The following is a 17,736-nucleotide window of genomic DNA, read 5'->3' as shown; positions in this document are numbered from 1 at the left end:
GACTCGGCCAGCCGCGAGCTCAGCCGGACGGGAGCTCGGCCGGCCACACACCGGCCAGCATCTTCCGGGTGTCCCCGAGCAGCTGCGGAAGCACCTTGGTGTGCCCGACGACCGGCATGAAGTTGGTGTCCCCGCCCCAGCGCGGCACCACGTGCTGGTGCAGGTGGGCGGCGATGCCCGCCCCGGCCTCGGCACCCTGGTTCATCCCGATGTTGAAGCCGTGCGCCCCGGACGCGGCCCGCAGCGCGACCATGGCCCGCTTCGTGAAGTCAGCCAGCTCCGCCGTCTCCGGACCGTCCAGCTCCGTGTAGTCGGCGACGTGCCGGTACGGCACCACCATGAGGTGCCCGCCGTTGTACGGGTAGAGGTTCAGCACGGCGTAGACCATGTCGCCTCGCGCGATGATGAGCCCGTCCTCGTCCGACTTCGACGGGATCTCGCAGAACGGACAGCCGTCCCCGGCTCCCGGGCCGCTCGGCTTGCTCTCGCCCTGGATGTAGGCCATCCGGTGGGGTGTCCACAGGCGCTGGAACGCGTCGGGCGTCCCCACTCCGATCTGCTGCTCCGGCTCACTCGTCATGCCGGTCAGCATATTGCGTCACTCCCGCCGCGCGTGTCGCCGGGGCGGACCCGGTCGGCGCACCGGGATGCTGGCGCCATGAGCGAGCGCACCGAGCCCCCAGTCCCCACTCGGCTCCAGGAGTGGGAGCAGCGCACGGAGGCACCTCTCTTCGTCGCGGCCATGCTGTTCCTCGTCGGCTACGCGGTCCGCGTCCTCGCCCCGCACGACGACGGCACCGTTCGCGACCTCGCCCTCGCCCTGGTCTGCGCGACCTGGCTGGTCTTCGCCGTGGACTACGGCACGAGGCTCCACCTGAGTGGCCTGGGCGGACGGTTCGTGCACGTCCACTGGCTGGACACGGTGGTCCTGCTGCTGCCCCTGCTGCGCCCGCTGCGCATGGTGCAGGTGTACTCGGCGGTCCAGAACCGGCGGGAGCGGCCCCGGCTGAGCCTCTACGCGCGGGTGATCACGTACGCGGGCCTCACGGCCGTCCTCCTCGGCCTCTCCGCGGCACTCGCGGTCTACCACCAGGAGCACGACGCTCCGGGGGCATCGATCCGTACGTTCGGCGACTCGGTGTGGTGGGCCTGCGCGACGCTGACCACGGTGGGCTACGGCGACGCGGTCCCGGTCACCTTCGGCGGCCGGGTGGTCGCGGTGGGCCTGATGGCCTGCGGACTCGCGCTGCTGGGGGCGGTGACGGGTTCGTTCTCGTCGTGGCTGGTGCAGGTGTTCAGGCGGGAGGACGAGGAGAGGCCCCCGGGGGACGCGTAGCGCTCCCCGGGGGCCTCCCTCGATGCGGGTCAGACCTGGACGCGGTCCTCGACGGCCTTCGCGATCTTGGCGATGGCCTCGTCGACCGGGATGCCGTTCTCCTGGGAACCGTCGCGGTAGCGGAAGGAGACGGCGCCGTTGGCCATGTCCTCGTCGCCCGCGATGATCATGAAGGGCACCTTCAGCTTCTGCTGGTTGCGGATCTTCTTCTGCATCCGGTCCGACGACGCGTCCACGTCGACCCGCAGCCCCTGCTTGCGCGCCTTGGCGGCGAACTCCTGGAGGTACGGGACGTGGGTGTCACCGATCGGGATGCCGACGGCCTGGACCGGGGCCAGCCACACCGGGAACGCGCCCGCGTAGTGCTCGAGGAGCACGGCGAAGAAGCGCTCGATGGAGCCGAACAGGGCGCGGTGGATCATGACCGGGCGCTGCTTCGCGCCGTCCGGACCCGTGTACTCCAGGTCGAAGCGCTCCGGCAGGTTGAAGTCGAGCTGCACGGTCGACATCTGCCAGGTGCGGCCGATGGCGTCCTTGCACTGCACGGAGATCTTCGGGCCGTAGAACGCGGCTCCGCCCGGGTCCGGGACCAGCGGGAGGCCCTGCTTCTCGGCGACCTGGCGCAGCGTCTCGGTGGCCTCGTCCCAGGCCTCGTCCGAGCCGACGAACTTCTCCGGGTCCTTGGTGGAGAGCTCCAGGAAGAAGTCCGTCAGACCGTAGTCGCGCAGGAGGTTCAGGACGAAGGTGAGCGTCCGGTCGAGCTCCTCCGCCATCTGCTCCCTGGTGCAGTAGATGTGCGCGTCGTCCTGCGTGAAGCCGCGCGAACGGGTCAGCCCGTGCACGACGCCCGACTTCTCGTACCGGTACACCGTGCCGAACTCGAAGAGGCGCAGCGGCAGTTCGCGGTAGGAACGGCCACGCGCGTCGAAGATCAGGTTGTGCATCGGGCAGTTCATCGGCTTGAGGTAGTAGTCCACCCCGTCGTCGAGCTGCATGGGCGGGTACATGCCGTCGGCGTACCAGTCCAGGTGGCCGGACTTCTCGAAGAGCTTGCCCTTGGTGGCGTGGGGGCTGTAGACGAACTCGTAGCCCTCCTCCTCGTGGCGGCGGCGCGAGTAGTCCTCCATGGCACGGCGGATGACGCCGCCCTTGGGGTGGAAGACGGCGAGGCCGGGGCCGATCTCGTCGGGGAAGGAGAAGAGGTCCAGCTCGTTGCCGAGCTTGCGGTGGTCGCGCTTGGCGGCCTCCTCCAGGAACTCCAGGTGCGCCTTGAGCTCGTCCTTGGTGGGCCACGCGGTGCCGTAGATGCGCTGGAGCATCGGGTTCTTCTCGCTGCCCCGCCAGTACGCCGCCGCGTTCCTCATCAGCTTGAAGGCGGGGATGAACCGGGTGGTCGGCAGGTGCGGGCCGCGGCACAGGTCCTTCCAGCACAGCTCGCCGGTCTTCGCGTCGAGGTTGTCGTAGATCGTCAGCTCGCCGCCGCCGACCTCGACGTCCGCGCCGTCGTCGGACGACGCCGAGCCCTTGATGCCGATGAGCTCCAGCTTGTAGGGCTCGTCGGCGAGCTCCTCGCGGGCGGCCTCGTCGGTGACGACCCGGCGGGAGAACCGCTGCCCCCGCTTCTGGATCTCCTGCATCTTCTTCTCGACGGCCTTGAGGTCCTCGGGCGTGAACGGCTTCTCGACGTCGAAGTCGTAGTAGAAGCCGTCCTTGACCGGCGGGCCGATGCCGAGCTTGGCGTCGGGGTGCAGCTCCTGCACGGCCTGGGCCATCACGTGCGCGGTGGAGTGCCGCAGGATGTCCAGGCCGTCCTCGGAGGAGATCTCGACGGGCTCGACGACCTCGCCGTCCTTGAGCTCGTACGCCAGGTCCCGCAGCTCGCCCTCGACCCGGGCGGCGACGACGGTGCGCTGTCCGGGGAAGAGTTCGGCGGCCGTCGTTCCCGTCGTCACCACGTGCTCTTCCCGCTCGGAATCGCGTTGGATGATCACACGGACGTCTGACACCGGTCTCTCCTGACTGAGGGGGTGCGTCGCTTTCCTCTGCGCGCAGAGGAATCGTACCGAGCCGGAGGCCCCGGACGCGAAAGGGATCCTGCGGGGACTACCCGTCGTCCCCCGTGCAGGCCTCCTCGAAGAAGTCGACGTTCTCCTTGAGCGACTTCATCAGGCGGTCCCGCTCCGCCTCGTCCACCTGGACCGGTGCGACCTGCGAGGCACCGGTGAGCCGGCGGAATCCGCCCCGGTTCTCCAGTCGGCCCTCCACCCGCAGCGGCAGTCCGACGAGGTGGGCGTGGGCGGCGATCCGGTAGGCCTCCTCGTCGAGCTCGATGCGTACGTGCGCGATCTCGGCACCCGCCAGGACCCGCAGCCGTACCACTCCGGGCCCTCGCGGGCCCTGGCGCCTCAGCCGTACGACGGCCCCGGTGATGCGTACGGGCACGGCGGGCTCGTCCCGGAGGTACCGGACCCCCGCGAGGCGGAGGGCGGGCAGGTCGCCCGGGGAGAACTCGACGGGCTCGGGGTTCGCCGGGCACCCCCGCGGCGTTCCGGCCGCGGGCGCCCAGGCCAGTGTGATCACGGCGCCCTCGGCTCCCCGCACCAGAGCCACGACCGCCTCCGTCAGCTCCCGGCTGACCCCGGCGGCGACGGCGGCGTCGAATGCCTCCGTCCCGCCGGTCGCCCGCTGGTAGTCCACCGCCTCCCGGGTGGCTTGCAGTGCGCCGTAGAGCTGTACGGCGACCTCCCTCCCCCCGGTCACGGGGACGAACGCGGTGAGGCCGCGGCCGCCGTGAGCGGTCCCGACGAGGGTGCCGTCCAGCGCCGCCCGCGCCTTCCTCCGGTGACGGGCACCGTGGTAGCCGGTCCGGCCGCGTACGGCGAGGGCCCCCGCGAGCAGGATCTGCCGCGCCGCCGAGCGCAGTTGGTCGGCGCCGGTCCAGTCGGCGGCTCCACCAGCCCCCTCGGGCCCGTCCAGCAGCCAGCGGATCTCGTCGCTCGGCACGGTGAGGGCGACGAGGATGTCGCGGGCGGACGGGTCGGCACCGCGGCCGAGGGCGGTGAGGGCTTCGGCGAGCAGGTCCTCGCTGTCGGGGAAGGCCGAGTTGTCCGGCACCAGGAGGCTCGTGCCGGACCCCGCCGGACCCGGCGGGGTCCACCGGCCGTAGCGTCCGCGGGCGCCTCCTCGGCGGCGCCAGCCGTGCCGGAGCAGCAGGGCACCGAGGACGGCGGGGTCGACGTGTGCGGGGTCGGGGACCGGCTCGGCGTGCGGGCGGGGGCCGGTCTCGGCCGCGTACGGCCGGAGGTCCGGATCGTCGGCGTACGGGTGGGCTCGTTTGTTCGCCGGGGGTGTTGCTCCGGCCGGCTCGTCCGTCGAGCGGTGCATCAGGGTCTCCCTCCCGCCCCGACCCGCGCCATGATGTCGCAGAGCGCGCGGTCGTCGAAGATCCGCGAGGTCGGGATACGCACGGTGGTCCGGTTCCGGCCCGTCACCGGGTGGCCGGCCAGGTTCGTCCAGTAACAGCAGTGGCGCAGGTCGAGCCGTTCGTGGCCGGCGCGGAGCCAGTCGTCCTGGCTGCGGGGCACGAGCATCACGACCAGGATCTTGTGCACCGACACGGGGGTGCGCGCGAGTTTCACCAGGTGGGCGTTGTCCAGGGTGAAGGAGAAGGCGGCGCCGGGCGGGTGCGGAGGAATCTGGTAGGTGCACTTGAGCTGCACCTTGACGGTCACTTCGTCGTCGACGGTGTGGTCGGGCGCCCCGTGGCTGACGTGCCAGTCGATGCCGTTGTCGGGAAAGGGCTGCGAGAGCGAGCAGCCCGCCGCGGCGGCGACGGCGTGGAGGTAGCCCACCTGGAGGGTCTCCATGCAGGCGGTGGTGGCGAGGGTGCCGCGCAGCGGCGCCGTGTTCCGCTGCGGCGGCGGCGTTGCCCCGGGGGCCTCGGCGCGGGCGGGACTCCCTGGGTTCGGCTGCGCGAGCGCCATGGCTCCGTGCCTTCCGGGCTGTGCCGACCGGTTGCCCGGTCTCCGCTGGCGGGCCGGTCAACTTCCTTGCCCGTCAATTGTGTTGTCACCGCAGGAGAGGTCCCGTAAACGGCGTATCAGGCATAGGGCGCGGGTATCACCGAATCGGGCGGAGGATTCCCGCCATCTGTCAAGCCGGTGCGAGGAGTTCGGGGATGATGCATTGGTTCGAGGGGCCGCTGGCGGCTTTTGACACCGAGACGACAGGCGTTGACGTCGAGGAGGACCGGATCGTGTCGGCCGCCCTCGTCGTCCAGGACGCGGCGGCCGGCCGGCCGCGCGTCACCCGCTGGCTGGTCAACCCGGGGATTCCGGTGCCGCCCGGCGCCACCGAGGTCCACGGTCTGACCGACGACCATCTGCGGCGCAACGGGCGGTGGCCGGCACCGGTGGTCGAGGAGATAGCGCGGGCACTGGCGGAGCAGTGCGCGACGGGCCGGCCACTGGTCGTGATGAACGCGCCGTTCGACCTCACGCTGCTGGACCGGGAGCTGAGGCGCCACCGCGCGTCCTCGCTGGCCGGCTACCTGGGCAACGCCCCGCTGTGCGTGCTGGATCCGCGGGTGCTGGACAAGCATCTGGACCGCTACCGCAAGGGCCGGCGCACGCTCACGGACCTGTGCCGGCTGTACGGGGTGACGCTGGAGGGGGCGCATGACGCGGCGGCCGACGCGGCGGCGTCGCTGGAGCTGGTACGCGCGGTGGGGCGGCGGTTCTCCACCCGGCTGGAGCGGCTCTCAGCGGCCGAGGTCCACTCGCTGCAGGCCGTGTGGCACGCGGCCCAGGCGCGGGGCCTGCAGGCGTGGTTCGAGAAGAACGGCGCGCCGGAGGCCGTGGATCCGGCGTGGCCGCTGCGCCCGGAGCTGCCGGCCGCGGCCTGATCGGGGGCCGGGTACGCGAGAGCCGGTCCGTCGGTGGTGCTGACGGACCGGCTCTTCCCGGGTGGGCGATACTGGTTTCGAACCAGTGACCTCTTCGGTGTGAACGAAGCGCTCTCCCACTGAGCTAATCGCCCGGGAACGGGTTGAACCATACAGGGACCGGGACCCCGGGTTCAAACTCCTACTCAGGGGCGGAACTGAGTATCCGAGCGCATGCCGGTCGGGGCCGGCCGCCGCCACACTCCCCTGTATGAGACATGTGCCGCCACCCGCCGAGGAGTTGCCCCTCCTCGACCGTGAACTCGCCCGGCTGGACGCCCGCCGGCTGCAGTTGCTGAACCGCCGCGCCTGGCTGCTGAGCGTGCTGCGTACGCCGACCGTCCCGCCGCCCTTCCCCGCGCCCGCCGCCCGCCCCGGGCCGTTCGTGCCGCCCGCGCCCGCCGCTCCGGCCGCTCCGGCGCGTGGGGTGCAGAACGTGCTGCTGGTCCTTGGCGGTCTGCTGCTGACGGTCGCCGCGATCGCGTTCACCCTGTTCAGCTGGGGTGAGATGGGCATCGCCGGACGTTCGGCGGTGCTGGCGGCGGTGACGGCAGGCGCCTTGGTGGCGCCCGCGCTGCTGCTGGGCCGCAGGCTGCCCGCGACGGCGGAGTCCGTGGCCGCGCTGGCCCTGGTCCTGACGGTGCTGGACGCATTCGCCCTGCATGCCGTGGCGGCACCGGACTCGGACGGGCTCACGTTCGCGGCGGTCTCCTGCGCGGTGCTGGTCGTGGTCTGGACGGCGTACGGGCTGCTGCTCGGCCGCCTGCGGATGCCGCTGCCTTCGGCCGTGGCGGCCGGGCAACTGCCGCTGGTGCTGGGCGCGTGGGCGGCGGGGGCCTCCGCGACCGGCTTCGGCTGGGCGCTCGTACTGACCGCTGGGGCCGATGCCGTGGTGGCCGTGCGGGGCCGGAGGCTCGCGGTGCGGGTCACGGCCTGCGCGGGGGCGTGGCTCACGGGGCTGATCGCGCTGGGACTGGGCCTGGGACTGTCCGTGTCGTCCGGGGGCCCGGTGGAGGCGGTGGGCGCGGGGGCGTTGCTGCTGGCCGGTGCGGGGGTGGCGCTCCTGGGGGCTTGGCGCGCGCCGAAGGAGACGGCCGTGCTCGCGGGTGTGGTCGCCGGCCTCGCGGTGGTGGCGGCCGTCGGCGGAGTGCTGCGTACGCCGCTGCCGTGGGACTGGGCCGTCGTGGTGTACCTGGTCTGCGGTGCGGCGCTGCCGGTGGTGCTGCGGCTCAGGCTCCCGCTGCCGGTGGTACGGGGCGTGCTGGGTGCATCGGGCGCGGTGGTGGCGGTTGCGGTGCTGTGGGCGTCGCCCGTGATGGGCGCGGTGCTGCTGGGGCCGGCGTCGTCGCTCGCGGATGTGTGGGCGGGCGCGCCGGACGGTTTCCGGGGTGCTCTCGGGCCTTCGACGACGTGGTCGGGCCCGCCCGCCGCCGCGGTGGTGCTCGCACTGGCCGCGGGCCTGGCGGCAGCGCTGCACACGAGGTGGCCGCGGGTGTTCCCCGGCACGGGGTGGCGCGTCGCGTCCGGGGTGGTCGCGTCCGTCCTGGCCTGGGGGTCGGTCCTGACGCTGCTCGCCGCGGCGGACGCCGCGTACGCGGTGGCGGTGGCCGTGGAGCTGCTGCTGGCGGCGGTGCTGCTGATCGCCTCGGTGCGGCGCGGTGCCGACGCGCTCGCCGTGACCTGGCTGGTGTGCGCGCTGGTGGGCGCGGCGAGCGCGGGACTGCTGGGGCTGGCGGCCGAACCGGCGTCCTACGCGGTGTACGGGACGCTGACGGTGCTTTTCGCCGCGGCGGCGACACGGTCCCGGGTGGCCGCGGTGCAGGCGCTGCTCGCCTGCGGTTCGGTGCTGTGCGCGATCGCGGTGGCCACGGCTCTGGGTGCCTCGCTGGGTTGGAACGCTCCGCACACCGCCCCGGTCGTGCTGGTGGTGACGGCTGCGACGGTGTTCCTCGGGGGAAGGCTGCGGCAGCCGGCGCTCGCGCTGCCGGTGGAACTCGCCGGGGCGGCCGGCGCTCTGGTGGCCGTGGGTCTCGCGGTGACCGACCCGCCGGTCCTGGCACTGGTCCTGGGGCTGTGCGGGGTGCTGGCCGCGGTGACGGCGCTGCGGCCCGAGCGGCGGACGGTGGCGGGCCACGTGGCCGCGGCACTGTTCGTGGCGGCGTCGTGGGTGCGGCTGGCGGCCTCCGGGGTGTCGGCCCCGGAGGCGTACACCCTGCCGGTCTCCCTGGCCGCGTTCGGGGTCGGGTACGTACGTCGCCGCAGGGATCCGGCCGCCTCGTCCTGGGCGGCTTACGGCCCCGCCCTTTCCCTGACCATGGTGCCGAGCCTCTTCGTGGCCTGGGGCGACCCGCACTGGCTGCGGCCGTTGCTGCTGGGGGCCGGCGCACTCGTGGTGACGCTGGTGGGCGCCCGCCGGCGGCTGCAGGCGCCGCTGGTGCTGGGCGGGTCGGTGCTGGCGCTGGTCGGTCTGCACGAACTGGCACCGCACGTGGTGCAGGTCTTCGACGCGCTCCCCCGCTGGGCACCCCCGGCTCTCGCCGGGCTGCTGCTGCTCGGCGTGGGTGCGACGTACGAACAGCGGCTGCGCGACGCGCGCCGGGTGAAGGAGAGCTTCGGCCGGATGCGGTGACACCGGCTCCCGCCCGAGGGAAAGCCCTCGGGCGGGAGCCGAGAGGCGCATACGGAGAACGCGGATGGCCCGGAAGCTTCTGAGAAGCTTCCGGGCCATCTGTCCGGGTGGGCGATACTGGGTTCGAACCAGTGACCTCTTCGGTGTGAACGAAGCGCTCTCCCACTGAGCTAATCGCCCCGGCGCACCGCAAACATTACCCCATGTGAGCGGCGCCTCCGGACCACCGTGCGCTCACTCGTCGATCTTCCACGGCATCACCACGCCGAACTTCCAGACATAGATCCCGACCAGCACCACCATGATCACGAGACCCACCGCGGTCAGGACGATGTTGCGCCGCCGGACCTTGGGGTCGAGGGCCCGCTGGGCGGCCTCGGTGACCTTGCGCCGGGTCCATCGAAGCACCAGCTGCGCCCAGACGAACTCGGTCGCCCAGATCGCCATGCCGCCGAAGATCACCAGCCATCCGGGGCCCGGCAGCGGCAGCATCACGATGCCCGCCCCGACCACGGCGAGGCCGACGACGAAGATCCCGACCTGCCAGCTCAGATGAAGCACCCTCGACGACCGGATGAACCGGGGCGCCCGCGACCCCAGCTCCCGCTCCGACTTCTGCCCGTCACCCGAGACGGACCCGGGGACCACCGTCGCGGCGGTCCCTCTCCGCTCGTCACTCTCCGCGTTCATGAACTCCAACCTACCGGACCGTCGATCGTCACTGGAATGGACGCATAACCCAAAGTTACACACCGCTGTACGAGCGACCTGAAACATCACAAATAGGTCAGAGGGGTTTACAACGCCACCGTAGGTGGCATGTCGATTTCGCCGACGTGCGAATCCCCGAGCGCACACTGAGCGAAAGGCCCTGGCGCTTATGAACACCACGGTCAGCTGCGAGCTGCACCTGCGCCTCGTTGTGTCGAGCGAGTCGTCACTGCCTGTACCCGCGGGCCTGCGGTATGACACGGCCGATCCCTATGCCGTGCACGCCACCTTCCACACCGGAGCGGAGGAGACGGTCGAGTGGGTTTTCGCCCGTGACCTCCTTGCCGAGGGGCTGCACCGGCCCACCGGCACCGGAGACGTCCGCGTCTGGCCATCTCGTAGTCACGGTCAAGGCGTCGTATGCATCGCACTGAGCTCCCCGGAGGGCGAAGCCCTGCTGGAAGCTCCGGCGAGAGCCCTGGAGTCGTTCCTGAAGAGGACCGACGCCGCGGTTCCGCCGGGCACAGAGCACCGTCACTTCGACCTCGATACGGAGCTCTCACACATCCTGGCCGAGAGCTGAGCCAGGCCAGGAGCTCCGGAACGCCGTCCGACTCGGGGAGACGGCGTCGCGCGGACAACCTCATAGGGCTTACACCGGCGCCGTCGCCGCGGAACCCACCGCGGCGGCGGCGCCGATGCGTGCTCTGCCGCTCCGGTGCGCCCCGTCCCGGTGCCGGGCACGACACGTCGGGCCGCGGACGGGCCTGGTGGCGGGCGCGGCAACCGGGGCGGGCCGGCACGACGCGGTGCGGCACGGCGACCGCACCGGGCTGATCGCCGGGCGGTGGCAGGCCCGGCACGCCGACCGGATCGCCGGGCGGATCACCGCTGCACCCGCACCATCAGCCCCACCGCCATCGGCGGGGCCGTCCGGACGGCCCCCTGTGCGGCCGGGAGGGCCCCGGGCGCTCGCGACCCGGCAGGAAGCACCGCCCGCCGCCGGCGAGCCCGCACCCGGCCCTGAGGCCCTTCCGTGAGCCAGTAGAGTCAGCCCGCATCGGTGGGCGCCCGCCCGCCGGAGGCCAGGGAGCGAAGCGTGCTGATCCCACACGACACCAGGATCGCCCTCGAAACGGTGGTCGATCTGGTGAACACCGCGGCGGAGCCCGGCGCCGGCGACGGGCTCGCCGACATCCCCGCGCTCTACGGCTTCGCCGAGCGCCACCACATCAGCGGGGTCGGCGCGCTCGGGGAGAAGGACCTGCGCGCCGTGCAGGACGTACGGAGCAGGTTCGCCGAGATATTCGCGGCGCCCGACGCCAGGACCGCGGCGGAACTCGTCAACGGCCTGGTCGCCGCGGCCGGCACGACCCCCCAGCTGACGAACCACGACGGCTACGACTGGCACGTCCACTACTTCGCACCGGACGCCTCGGTCTCGGACCACCTGGCGGCCGACTGCGGCATGGCACTGGCCTTCATCGTCGTCGCGGGCGAGCAGGAACGGCTGCGGCGCTGCGAGGCACCGGACTGCCGGGACGCCTTCGTGGACCTCTCGCGCAACCGGTCCCGTCGCTACTGCTCGAGCCGCACCTGCGGCAACCGGCTCCACGTCGCCGCCTACCGGGCCCGCCGCAAGGAGGCGGCGGGCTGACCCGCCGGCGTCGCGGGACACGACACGCGGCCGGAGCCGGGGAGGGGAGGACCAAAGGCTCCCTCGGTGCGGGAGCGCCCCGTGACGGGCCGACCGGCACCGCGCGGAAGGAGCGGGGGCGCGTCGCCGTACGGCTGCTCACAGGAGTAAGAGGTCGTGCAGGGCAGCCATCAGCAACAGGCCGCCGACGACCGTGAGGAAGATCATCAGGGGCGGCTGGGAAAGCGCGAAGAGGCAACCTCGCGGTTCCTCGGCACTGGGTGCGGGGGCTTCGCCCCGGGATGTGTCCACCATCTCGAAGCGATCATGACCCAGAGTCGCCCGCCCTGTGATCAACAGGGTTTCTTACAGGGCGAGTTCACCCCCTCAGGGATGAACGGATTTCGCTCCCCCGTCCGAACGCCCGTCAAGTTTTCGCACCTCTCGCCCCACCAGGCTCTCCGAGAGCACGTGACTCGTGCGTCCGGCGCCCACCCGGCCGCGGCGGACCGAGGACACGGCCCGCCGCCGCCCGGCGGGGTTCAGCGCGGGGCGGCGCTCGACGCGCGCACCACGAGTTCCGGCTGGAGGACGACGCTGCGGTGCCGGTGGCTGCCGTCACCGTCGTCCGCCTCCTCCAGGAGGAGCTCGGCGGCCATCCTCCCCATCACCACGGCGGGTTGACGCACGGAGGTGAGCGGCACGGCGGCGGCCGCGGCGAACTCGATGTCGTCGTAGCCGACGATGGCCACGTCCTGCGGCACCCGCACCCCGGCGGCGTACAACGACTGCAGGACGCCCAGTGCCAGCAGGTCGTTGGCGCAGAAGACGGCGGTGGGCCGCGGCACCAGGCCGAGCAGCCTGGCCCCGGCGTCACGGCCGGCCGCCACGTCCAGGCGGTCGGAGGGGATCTCGACGAGCGCCTCGGGGCCGAGCCCGGCCTCGGCGAGGGCCGCGAGGGCACCCTCGCGGCGGTCCCTGATCTGGTGCAGGTCGCCGGGCCCGCTCACGTAGGCGACGGAACTGTGGCCGGCCGAGACCAGGTGCCCGACGGCGAGCATCCCGCCACGCACGTCGTCCACGGAGACGGCGCAGGTGTCGGTGGACGACGCCACCCGGTCGACCAGTACGTACGGGATCCGGTGACGGGCGAAGGCCTCGAGATTGCCGCCGGTGGCGTCGGCCGGCGTGACCAGGACCCCGCACACCCGCTGCTCGGCGAAGAGGCCGAGGTACTCGGCCTCCTCCTCCGGGCTCTGGCCGCTGTTGCAGACCATGACGCCGAGACCGGCGTCCCGCGCCGCACGCTCGGCGCCACGGGCGACGTCGACGAAGAACGGGTTGCCCATGTCCAGCACCAGGAGGGCCATGATGCGACTTCGCCCGGCCCTGAGCTGCCTGGCCGACTCGCTGCGCACGTACCCGAGTTCCTCGATGGCCGCGAGCACCCGCGCACGGGTGTCGGGCAGCACCGCCTCGGGACGGTTGATCACGTTGGAGACCGTGCCGACCGAGACTCCGGCCTGCCGGGCCACGTCCTTGATCCCTGCCACACGCCCCACTTGCCCGCCCCACTGATGCGTTCGCCGACCGCCGCACATCGGCGCCCGGCCCTGGTGTACGGACGTCCGGCATGGCCGTCGCGCTGCCGCGCGGACCGCGGTCCCACAGGATTGAATTGTTTCAATCCATCTCGGGACGCTAACCGTACCCACGGGATACCGTCAAGATCGGATCTTGGCAAGCCGAATATACCGGCATGCCGAGCCCGGGCCGACGTCCGGCACTCCGCGTGAATCGATTCACCCCTTCAGCGCCCCCGCAGCCGGGCCGACGGGGTCCCGGGACCGGGTCAGATGCCGTGCTTCTTCAGGATCGCCTCGATGTCGCTGAAGTCGTCGCCACCGGAACCCCGCTGCGGCTTCTTCCCGGAACGGTCCTGCGGCTGAGCGGCCGACGCTCCCGCACCGGAGGTCAGCGTGGGTGAGGAGGCCGCGGGTGCGACGGCGCCGCTTCTCGACGCGGCCCGCGCCGCCTTGCGCTCCCTGCGGGTCGAGCCGCCCCGGCGCTCCACGGCGCGGGTCGCCATGAAAAGCAGCCAGGCCAGACCCAGCAGGCCGAAGCCGATCCAGACGCTCGGGTCGAAGACGATGCCCGACACCCAGTCGATGACACCGGTCATCACCAGGCCCACCGGCACCAGGGCGTACGCGGCGATCCGCGTCGCGGCGAGGTACCGCTTCCGGTACGCCGTGATCGCGGCGATACCCAGGCCCGCCGCCGACACCGCGGAACAGATGGTCTCGGCAAGCATCGTGGCCTCCAGCCGTAGGGAAACGTCCCTTCCATCCTGCACCGGCGACCGGTGGCGGGGCCACGTCCCGGGACCGGATCAGGGACATCTCAGGGCTGTTTTCCTCCCCAGGTCCCGATTGGGTAGCGCGGGTCCGGGCTGGAAGACTGGTTCCATGAGCGATTCCCCCTACGCAGCGCCGGTCGTCCTCGACGTCTGGTGCGAGCTCCAGTGCCCCGACTGCCATCGGGCCCTCGGCGACGTCCACGCCCTGCGCGCACGCTACGGCGACCGGATGGAGATCCGGCTGCGCCACTTCCCGCTGGAGAAGCACAAGCACGCGTACGCGGCGGCGCAGGCCGCCGAGGAGGCGGTCGTACAGGGCAAGGGGTGGCCCTACATCGAGGCCGTACTCGCCAGGGCCGGCGACCTCGCCCACGCCGGTGAGCCCCTGCTGCTCGAGGTGGCGGGCGAACTGGGCCTGGACGCGGAAGAGTTCGACACGGCGCTGATCGACGGCCGGCATCTGCTGATCGTGGACGCGGACCAGGCCGAGGGCAAGGCCATCGGTGTCACCGGGACCCCGACCTACGTCATCGGCGACGAGCGGCTGGACGGCGGGAAGAGCCAGGAGGGGCTGCGCGAGCGGATCGAGGAGATCGCCGACCGCCTGCTCGCCGCCCGGGACTGACGGGCCGCCCGGGGCCCGACGGCCTGACCCGGTGCCGACGCGCCGGCCAGGACCGTCAGAGGGCCTTGGCCAGGTTGTACCGCGTCGTCCCGTACCCGAGGGACTCGTACAGCCGGAGTGCGGGCGTGTTCGAGGCGAAGACGTGCAGGCCTAGACGGTCGAGGGCGGCGTCGAGCGTGATGTCCTCCGCGAGGTGCATCAGCGCGCGGCCGAACCCGCGCCCCCGGTGGGCCTCGCGCACCTCGACGTCGAACACGTAGCCGATGTCCTCGTCCTCCGGTGTCCGGTGCCGGGCGACCCAGACGTGGCCGACGACCGCCTCGTCGCTCACCAGGACGTGGAAGTACATCCCCGGGGTGGCGAGACCGTCCGGCAGCAGCCTGCCGTGGTCGGCCTCGGCCTTGTACCGGGCCTGCTCGTCCGTCACCCCCCGCTCCGCCCAGCTCCGTGCGTACGTCTCGACGCTCGTGACCGCCCACTCGGCGAACTCCGGCTCCGTCATGGGGCGGCCGGTGACCCCGTCCGGCAGTGCGGGGGCGGTCCGCCGGAGGGTCTTGAGCATGTTCCGGCTGCGCTCGGTGTAGCCGAGCACGGCCGCCAGCCCCAGGGCCGCGGCGTCACCGGCGGGGACCACGAGGCGGACCCGGTTGCAGCCCCAGCCGCGCAGCACCTCCTCGGCGGCGAGCGCGGCGATGGTGCCGCGGCCGCGCCTGCGGTCGGCCTCTTCGATGTGCAGCGAGTGGACGACGCCCGCCGAGGTCCCGAACTCGGGGTCGGTGGCGATGCCGACGGCGCCGACGGGCCGCCCGTTGTCGCACACGTCGTACGCGCGTGCCCGTGCGCCGTCGGCGCCTTGCTCGATCGGCCCGGTGGGCCTGAGGGTCGTGGTCATCAGGGTGTTCTATCCGCTGGACGGCCGTCCGTCACCCCCGTTCACGGATGCCGGTTCACCCGACGCCGCTCCCCCGGCCCGGATTCACGCGGGTCCGCTCACGGGTCGAGGTCGTCCGCCGCGCGCTCGTCGAAGATCCGCATGGCCTTGGACGTCACAGGGCCCGGCGCACCGGGCAGTTCCCGCCCGTCGACCCGGTGGACGGCCTGGATGTCACGCAGGGTCGAGGTCAGGAAGATCTCGTCGGCCCGCTCGAGCACGTCGATCGGGAGGTCGGTCTCCCGCGCGCCGGTCCACTCGACGGCAAGGGCCCGGGTGATCCCGGCGAGGCACCCCGAGGCGACGGGGGGCGTGTGGATGCGGCCGTCGAGGACGACGAAGACGTTGGATCCGGTGCCCTCGCAGAGCCGCCCGACCGTGTTGGGGAACAGCGCCTCGGAGGCGCCCTGCCCGTGGGCGCGCGCGAGGGCGACGACGTTCTCGGCGTACGAGGTCGTCTTGAGGCCGGTCACCGCTCCGCGTTCGTTGCGCGTCCAGGGGACGGTGACCACCGCGGTGCTGTCGGGGCGGCGTGCGGCCTCTCCCATAGCGACGACCAGGGTCGGCCCCGCGTCGCCGCGGTCCGAGCCGAGCGGGGAGATGCCGCCGGTGTAGGTGATCCGCAGCCTGCCCAGCCCCATGGGGTTGCCCTCGACGACGGCGGCCACCGCGCGGCGGACCTCCTCGTGGTCGGGGTCGGCCAGCCCCAGGCCCCTGGCCGAGCGGGTCAGCCGGTCGAGGTGCCGGGTGAGGGCGAAGGAGCGGCCCTCGGCCACCCGGACCGTCTCGAAGACGCCGTCCCCGACGGTCAGTCCGTGATCGAGCACGGACAGCCGGGCGTCATCGGCGTCACGCAGTGCGCCGTCGACCCAAATCCTCATGACGCGGTCCTTCCTGTCTCCTCGTAGGCGCCCGACGCTACAGCGAGCAGCCGCGACGCCTTCAGTTCGGTCTCCGCCCACTCACGCCCCGGGTCGGACCCCCAGGTGATTCCGGCCCCGGTACCGAAGCGGAGGAAGGGCGCCGGGCCGGTGCGGTCGATCCAGAAGGTCCGTATCCCGACGGCGAGTCCCGCGGTGGCGCGGTCGGCGTCCACCCAGCCGACGGCTCCGCAGTAGGGGCCGCGCGGCGCCGTCTCCAGCGTCGCGATGATCCCCAGCGCGCTGGACTTGGGGGCGCCGGTGACGGACCCGGGCGGAAACGCCGCGGTCAGCAGCTCCGGCCACCCCGCGCCCTCGGCGAGGCGTCCCCGCACGGTGGAGACGAGGTGGACCAGTCCCGGATGCTTCTCCACCACACAGAGATCGGGCACCTCCACGCTGCCGGGCGCACAGACACGGCCCAGGTCGTTGCGGACCAGGTCCACGATCATCACGTTCTCCGCGTGGTCCTTCTCCAGCAGATCGCCCTCGGTGCGCCCGGTGCCCTTGATCGGTCCGGATTCCACGGTGCGGCCGTCGCGCGCCAGGAAGAGCTCGGGTGAGGCGGTAGCGATCTCGACGCCGTGGCCTGGCAGCCGGATCGTCCCCGCGTACGGCGCCGGGTTGCCCCGGGCCAGCAGGGCCGTGAGGGCGTCCACGTCCGCCCGCGGGTCGGGCAGCGGCGCGGACAGCACCCGGCAGAGGTTGGCCTGGTAGACCTCGCCGGCCGCGATGTGTCCACGGATCCGCCGTACGCCGTCCAGGTAGGCGTCCTCGTCGAGCGAGGACGTCCAGTCGGCCGGTGCGGGCCCGTGCCAGGCGCCCGGCACGGGCGGCGGAACCCGCTCGGACCGTACGTCGGCGAAGCGGGCGCAGACGAGCCGGCCCTCGAAATCGGCGCAGACGGCCCAGAAACCGGATGATTCAAGAGCCTCGGGGTCGCTGGTGACATCCCGCAGACCGGAGGCGACAAGGCCACCGAAGCGGGCCAGGGGGGTGAGCTCGTGCACACCACCGAGTCTAGGACCGGGCGCGGTGACCTGCGGCGGGGCGGTGGTGGCGCAGCACGCTGCGCAAACGCGTTTTTGTGCTGGCCCGGTAATCCGCTAGAGTTCAACACGTCACCGGGACGCGCGAGCCGACCGGGAAAGACAAGCGGACGTAGCTCAGTTGGTAGAGCGCAACCTTGCCAAGGTTGAGGTCGCCAGTTCGAACCTGGTCGTCCGCTCGCAGTAGACGGGGGATCTTCCCGAACCCCCGTCCCTGGTGGAGTGGCCGAGAGGCGAGGCAACGGCCTGCAAAGCCGTCTACACGGGTTCAAATCCCGTCTCCACCTCCAAGGACGATTAGCTCAGCGGGAGAGCACTTCCCTGACACGGAAGGGGTCACTGGTTCAATCCCAGTATCGTCCACCGGTCCGCAAGGACCCCCGCGCGATTAGCTCAGCGGGAGAGCACTTCCCTGACACGGAAGGGGTCACTGGTTCAATCCCAGTATCGCGCACGCAGTACACGCAGGGTCGCCCTGCGCGATTAGCTCAGCGGGAGAGCGCTTCCCTGACACGGAAGAGGTCACTGGTTCAATCCCAGTATCGCGCACCATCCGAAACCCCCGGTCGTCTCGACGACCGGGGGTTTCGTCGTGGGT

Annotated in this window: 17 protein-coding genes and 7 tRNA genes; 11 read left to right on the top strand and 13 right to left on the bottom strand. The window is 72.1% G+C overall.

From position 1 onward, the window contains the following. Positions 1-19 precede the first annotated feature (19 nt). Positions 20-592, bottom strand: coding sequence for an HIT domain-containing protein (locus AB0I83_RS15875; protein WP_363304957.1), 573 nt, complete (start codon positions 590-592; stop codon positions 20-22). 66 nt (positions 593-658) lie between these two features. On the opposite strand from AB0I83_RS15875, the gene AB0I83_RS15870 reads away from it, so the two are divergent. Then, entirely contained in the window at positions 659-1,336 is a 678-nt protein-coding gene (locus AB0I83_RS15870; protein ID WP_363304956.1) for a potassium channel family protein, read from the top strand. Positions 1,337-1,365: 29 nt separating this feature from the next. On the opposite strand, the gene thrS is transcribed toward AB0I83_RS15870, so the two are convergent. The 3 genes from thrS to AB0I83_RS15855 form a co-directional block, all read right to left on the bottom strand. Beyond that, complete coding sequence (thrS, locus tag AB0I83_RS15865; protein WP_356535376.1) at positions 1,366-3,342, bottom strand: threonine--tRNA ligase; 1,977 nt, start codon at positions 3,340-3,342, stop codon at positions 1,366-1,368. A 97-nt stretch (positions 3,343-3,439) separates the two neighbouring features. Next, entirely contained in the window at positions 3,440-4,720 is a 1,281-nt protein-coding gene (locus tag AB0I83_RS15860) for a hypothetical protein (RefSeq protein WP_363304955.1), read from the bottom strand. Continuing rightward, positions 4,720-5,319 (bottom strand): DUF4365 domain-containing protein, encoded by a 600-nt coding sequence (locus tag AB0I83_RS15855; RefSeq protein WP_363304954.1) that lies wholly within the window; start codon positions 5,317-5,319, stop codon positions 4,720-4,722. The genes AB0I83_RS15860 and AB0I83_RS15855 overlap by 1 nt, the downstream gene beginning before the upstream one ends. Before the next feature lie 194 nt (positions 5,320-5,513). On the opposite strand from AB0I83_RS15855, the gene AB0I83_RS15850 reads away from it, so the two are divergent. Continuing rightward, positions 5,514-6,239 carry a 3'-5' exonuclease gene (locus AB0I83_RS15850; protein WP_363304953.1) on the top strand — a complete coding sequence of 242 codons (726 nt, stop codon included), beginning with the start codon at positions 5,514-5,516 and terminating at the stop codon, positions 6,237-6,239. A 62-nt stretch (positions 6,240-6,301) separates the two neighbouring features. Here the strand turns inward: AB0I83_RS15850 and AB0I83_RS15845 are convergent. Then, positions 6,302-6,373, bottom strand: a tRNA-Val gene (locus tag AB0I83_RS15845). A 116-nt stretch (positions 6,374-6,489) separates the two neighbouring features. Between AB0I83_RS15845 and AB0I83_RS15840 the strand changes: the two genes are divergently transcribed. Then, entirely contained in the window at positions 6,490-8,907 is a 2,418-nt protein-coding gene (locus tag AB0I83_RS15840; RefSeq protein ID WP_363304952.1) for a hypothetical protein, read from the top strand. 108 nt (positions 8,908-9,015) lie between these two features. Here the strand turns inward: AB0I83_RS15840 and AB0I83_RS15835 are convergent. Together AB0I83_RS15835 and AB0I83_RS15830 are read right to left on the bottom strand one after the other, a co-directional pair. Further along, positions 9,016-9,087, bottom strand: a tRNA-Val gene (locus AB0I83_RS15835). Positions 9,088-9,141: 54 nt separating this feature from the next. Further along, complete coding sequence (locus tag AB0I83_RS15830; protein ID WP_363304951.1) at positions 9,142-9,597, bottom strand: TIGR02611 family protein; 456 nt, start codon at positions 9,595-9,597, stop codon at positions 9,142-9,144. Positions 9,598-9,787: 190 nt separating this feature from the next. On the opposite strand from AB0I83_RS15830, the gene AB0I83_RS15825 reads away from it, so the two are divergent. Both AB0I83_RS15825 and AB0I83_RS15820 read left to right on the top strand, forming a co-directional pair. Continuing rightward, positions 9,788-10,201 carry an SsgA family sporulation/cell division regulator gene (locus tag AB0I83_RS15825; protein WP_003959770.1) on the top strand — a complete coding sequence of 138 codons (414 nt, stop codon included), beginning with the start codon at positions 9,788-9,790 and terminating at the stop codon, positions 10,199-10,201. Positions 10,202-10,717: 516 nt separating this feature from the next. Continuing rightward, positions 10,718-11,275, top strand: coding sequence for a CGNR zinc finger domain-containing protein (locus AB0I83_RS15820; protein ID WP_356535370.1), 558 nt, complete (start codon positions 10,718-10,720; stop codon positions 11,273-11,275). Between the two features lie 138 nt (positions 11,276-11,413). Here AB0I83_RS15820 and AB0I83_RS15815 read toward each other — a convergent pair whose 3' ends face one another. The 3 genes from AB0I83_RS15815 to AB0I83_RS15805 all read right to left on the bottom strand — a co-directional run bounded on the left by AB0I83_RS15815 (position 11,414) and on the right by AB0I83_RS15805 (position 13,568). Continuing rightward, on the bottom strand, positions 11,414-11,569 hold the full coding sequence (locus AB0I83_RS15815; RefSeq protein ID WP_356535369.1) for a hypothetical protein: 156 nt from the start codon (positions 11,567-11,569) through the stop codon (positions 11,414-11,416). Between the two features lie 227 nt (positions 11,570-11,796). Beyond that, positions 11,797-12,816: a LacI family DNA-binding transcriptional regulator gene (locus tag AB0I83_RS15810; protein WP_356535368.1), complete on the bottom strand. Its 1,020-nt coding sequence runs from the start codon at positions 12,814-12,816 to the stop codon at positions 11,797-11,799. 290 nt (positions 12,817-13,106) lie between these two features. Further along, positions 13,107-13,568, bottom strand: a complete 462-nt coding sequence (locus tag AB0I83_RS15805) for a hypothetical protein (RefSeq protein WP_363304950.1) — start codon at positions 13,566-13,568, stop codon at positions 13,107-13,109. A gap of 154 nt (positions 13,569-13,722) precedes the next feature. Here AB0I83_RS15805 and AB0I83_RS15800 point away from each other — a divergent pair, with 154 nt between their 5' ends. After that, complete coding sequence (locus tag AB0I83_RS15800) at positions 13,723-14,238, top strand: DsbA family protein (protein WP_363304949.1); 516 nt, start codon at positions 13,723-13,725, stop codon at positions 14,236-14,238. 55 nt (positions 14,239-14,293) lie between these two features. Here AB0I83_RS15800 and AB0I83_RS15795 read toward each other — a convergent pair whose 3' ends face one another. The 3 genes from AB0I83_RS15795 to AB0I83_RS15785 all read right to left on the bottom strand — a co-directional run bounded on the left by AB0I83_RS15795 (position 14,294) and on the right by AB0I83_RS15785 (position 17,099). Then, positions 14,294-15,130, bottom strand: coding sequence for a GNAT family N-acetyltransferase (locus AB0I83_RS15795; protein ID WP_363304948.1), 837 nt, complete (start codon positions 15,128-15,130; stop codon positions 14,294-14,296). Positions 15,131-15,228: 98 nt separating this feature from the next. Further along, positions 15,229-16,050 (bottom strand): aminodeoxychorismate lyase, encoded by an 822-nt coding sequence (locus AB0I83_RS15790; RefSeq protein WP_356535364.1) that lies wholly within the window; start codon positions 16,048-16,050, stop codon positions 15,229-15,231. After that, complete coding sequence (locus AB0I83_RS15785) at positions 16,047-17,099, bottom strand: chorismate-binding protein (protein ID WP_363304947.1); 1,053 nt, start codon at positions 17,097-17,099, stop codon at positions 16,047-16,049. Before AB0I83_RS15785 ends, AB0I83_RS15790 begins: the two co-directional genes overlap by 4 nt. A 145-nt stretch (positions 17,100-17,244) precedes the next feature. On the opposite strand from AB0I83_RS15785, the gene AB0I83_RS15780 reads away from it, so the two are divergent. From AB0I83_RS15780 to AB0I83_RS15760, 5 genes are all read left to right on the top strand, one after another. Beyond that, a tRNA-Gly gene (locus AB0I83_RS15780) sits at positions 17,245-17,317 on the top strand. A 37-nt stretch (positions 17,318-17,354) separates the two neighbouring features. Then, positions 17,355-17,428, top strand: a tRNA-Cys gene (locus tag AB0I83_RS15775). Between the two features lies 1 nt (position 17,429). Further along, positions 17,430-17,501 (top strand) — tRNA-Val (locus tag AB0I83_RS15770). A gap of 19 nt (positions 17,502-17,520) precedes the next feature. Further along, positions 17,521-17,592, top strand: a tRNA-Val gene (locus tag AB0I83_RS15765). 23 nt (positions 17,593-17,615) lie between these two features. Next, positions 17,616-17,690 (top strand) — tRNA-Val (locus tag AB0I83_RS15760). The last annotated feature ends 46 nt before the right edge of the window (positions 17,691-17,736 follow it).

The sequence above is a fragment of the Streptomyces sp. NPDC049970 genome (assembly GCF_040660235.1).
Lineage (GTDB): Bacteria > Actinomycetota > Actinomycetes > Streptomycetales > Streptomycetaceae > Streptomyces.
The sequence above is the reverse complement of the archived record's forward strand: the minus strand, read 5'-3'. Positions and strand labels throughout refer to the sequence as shown.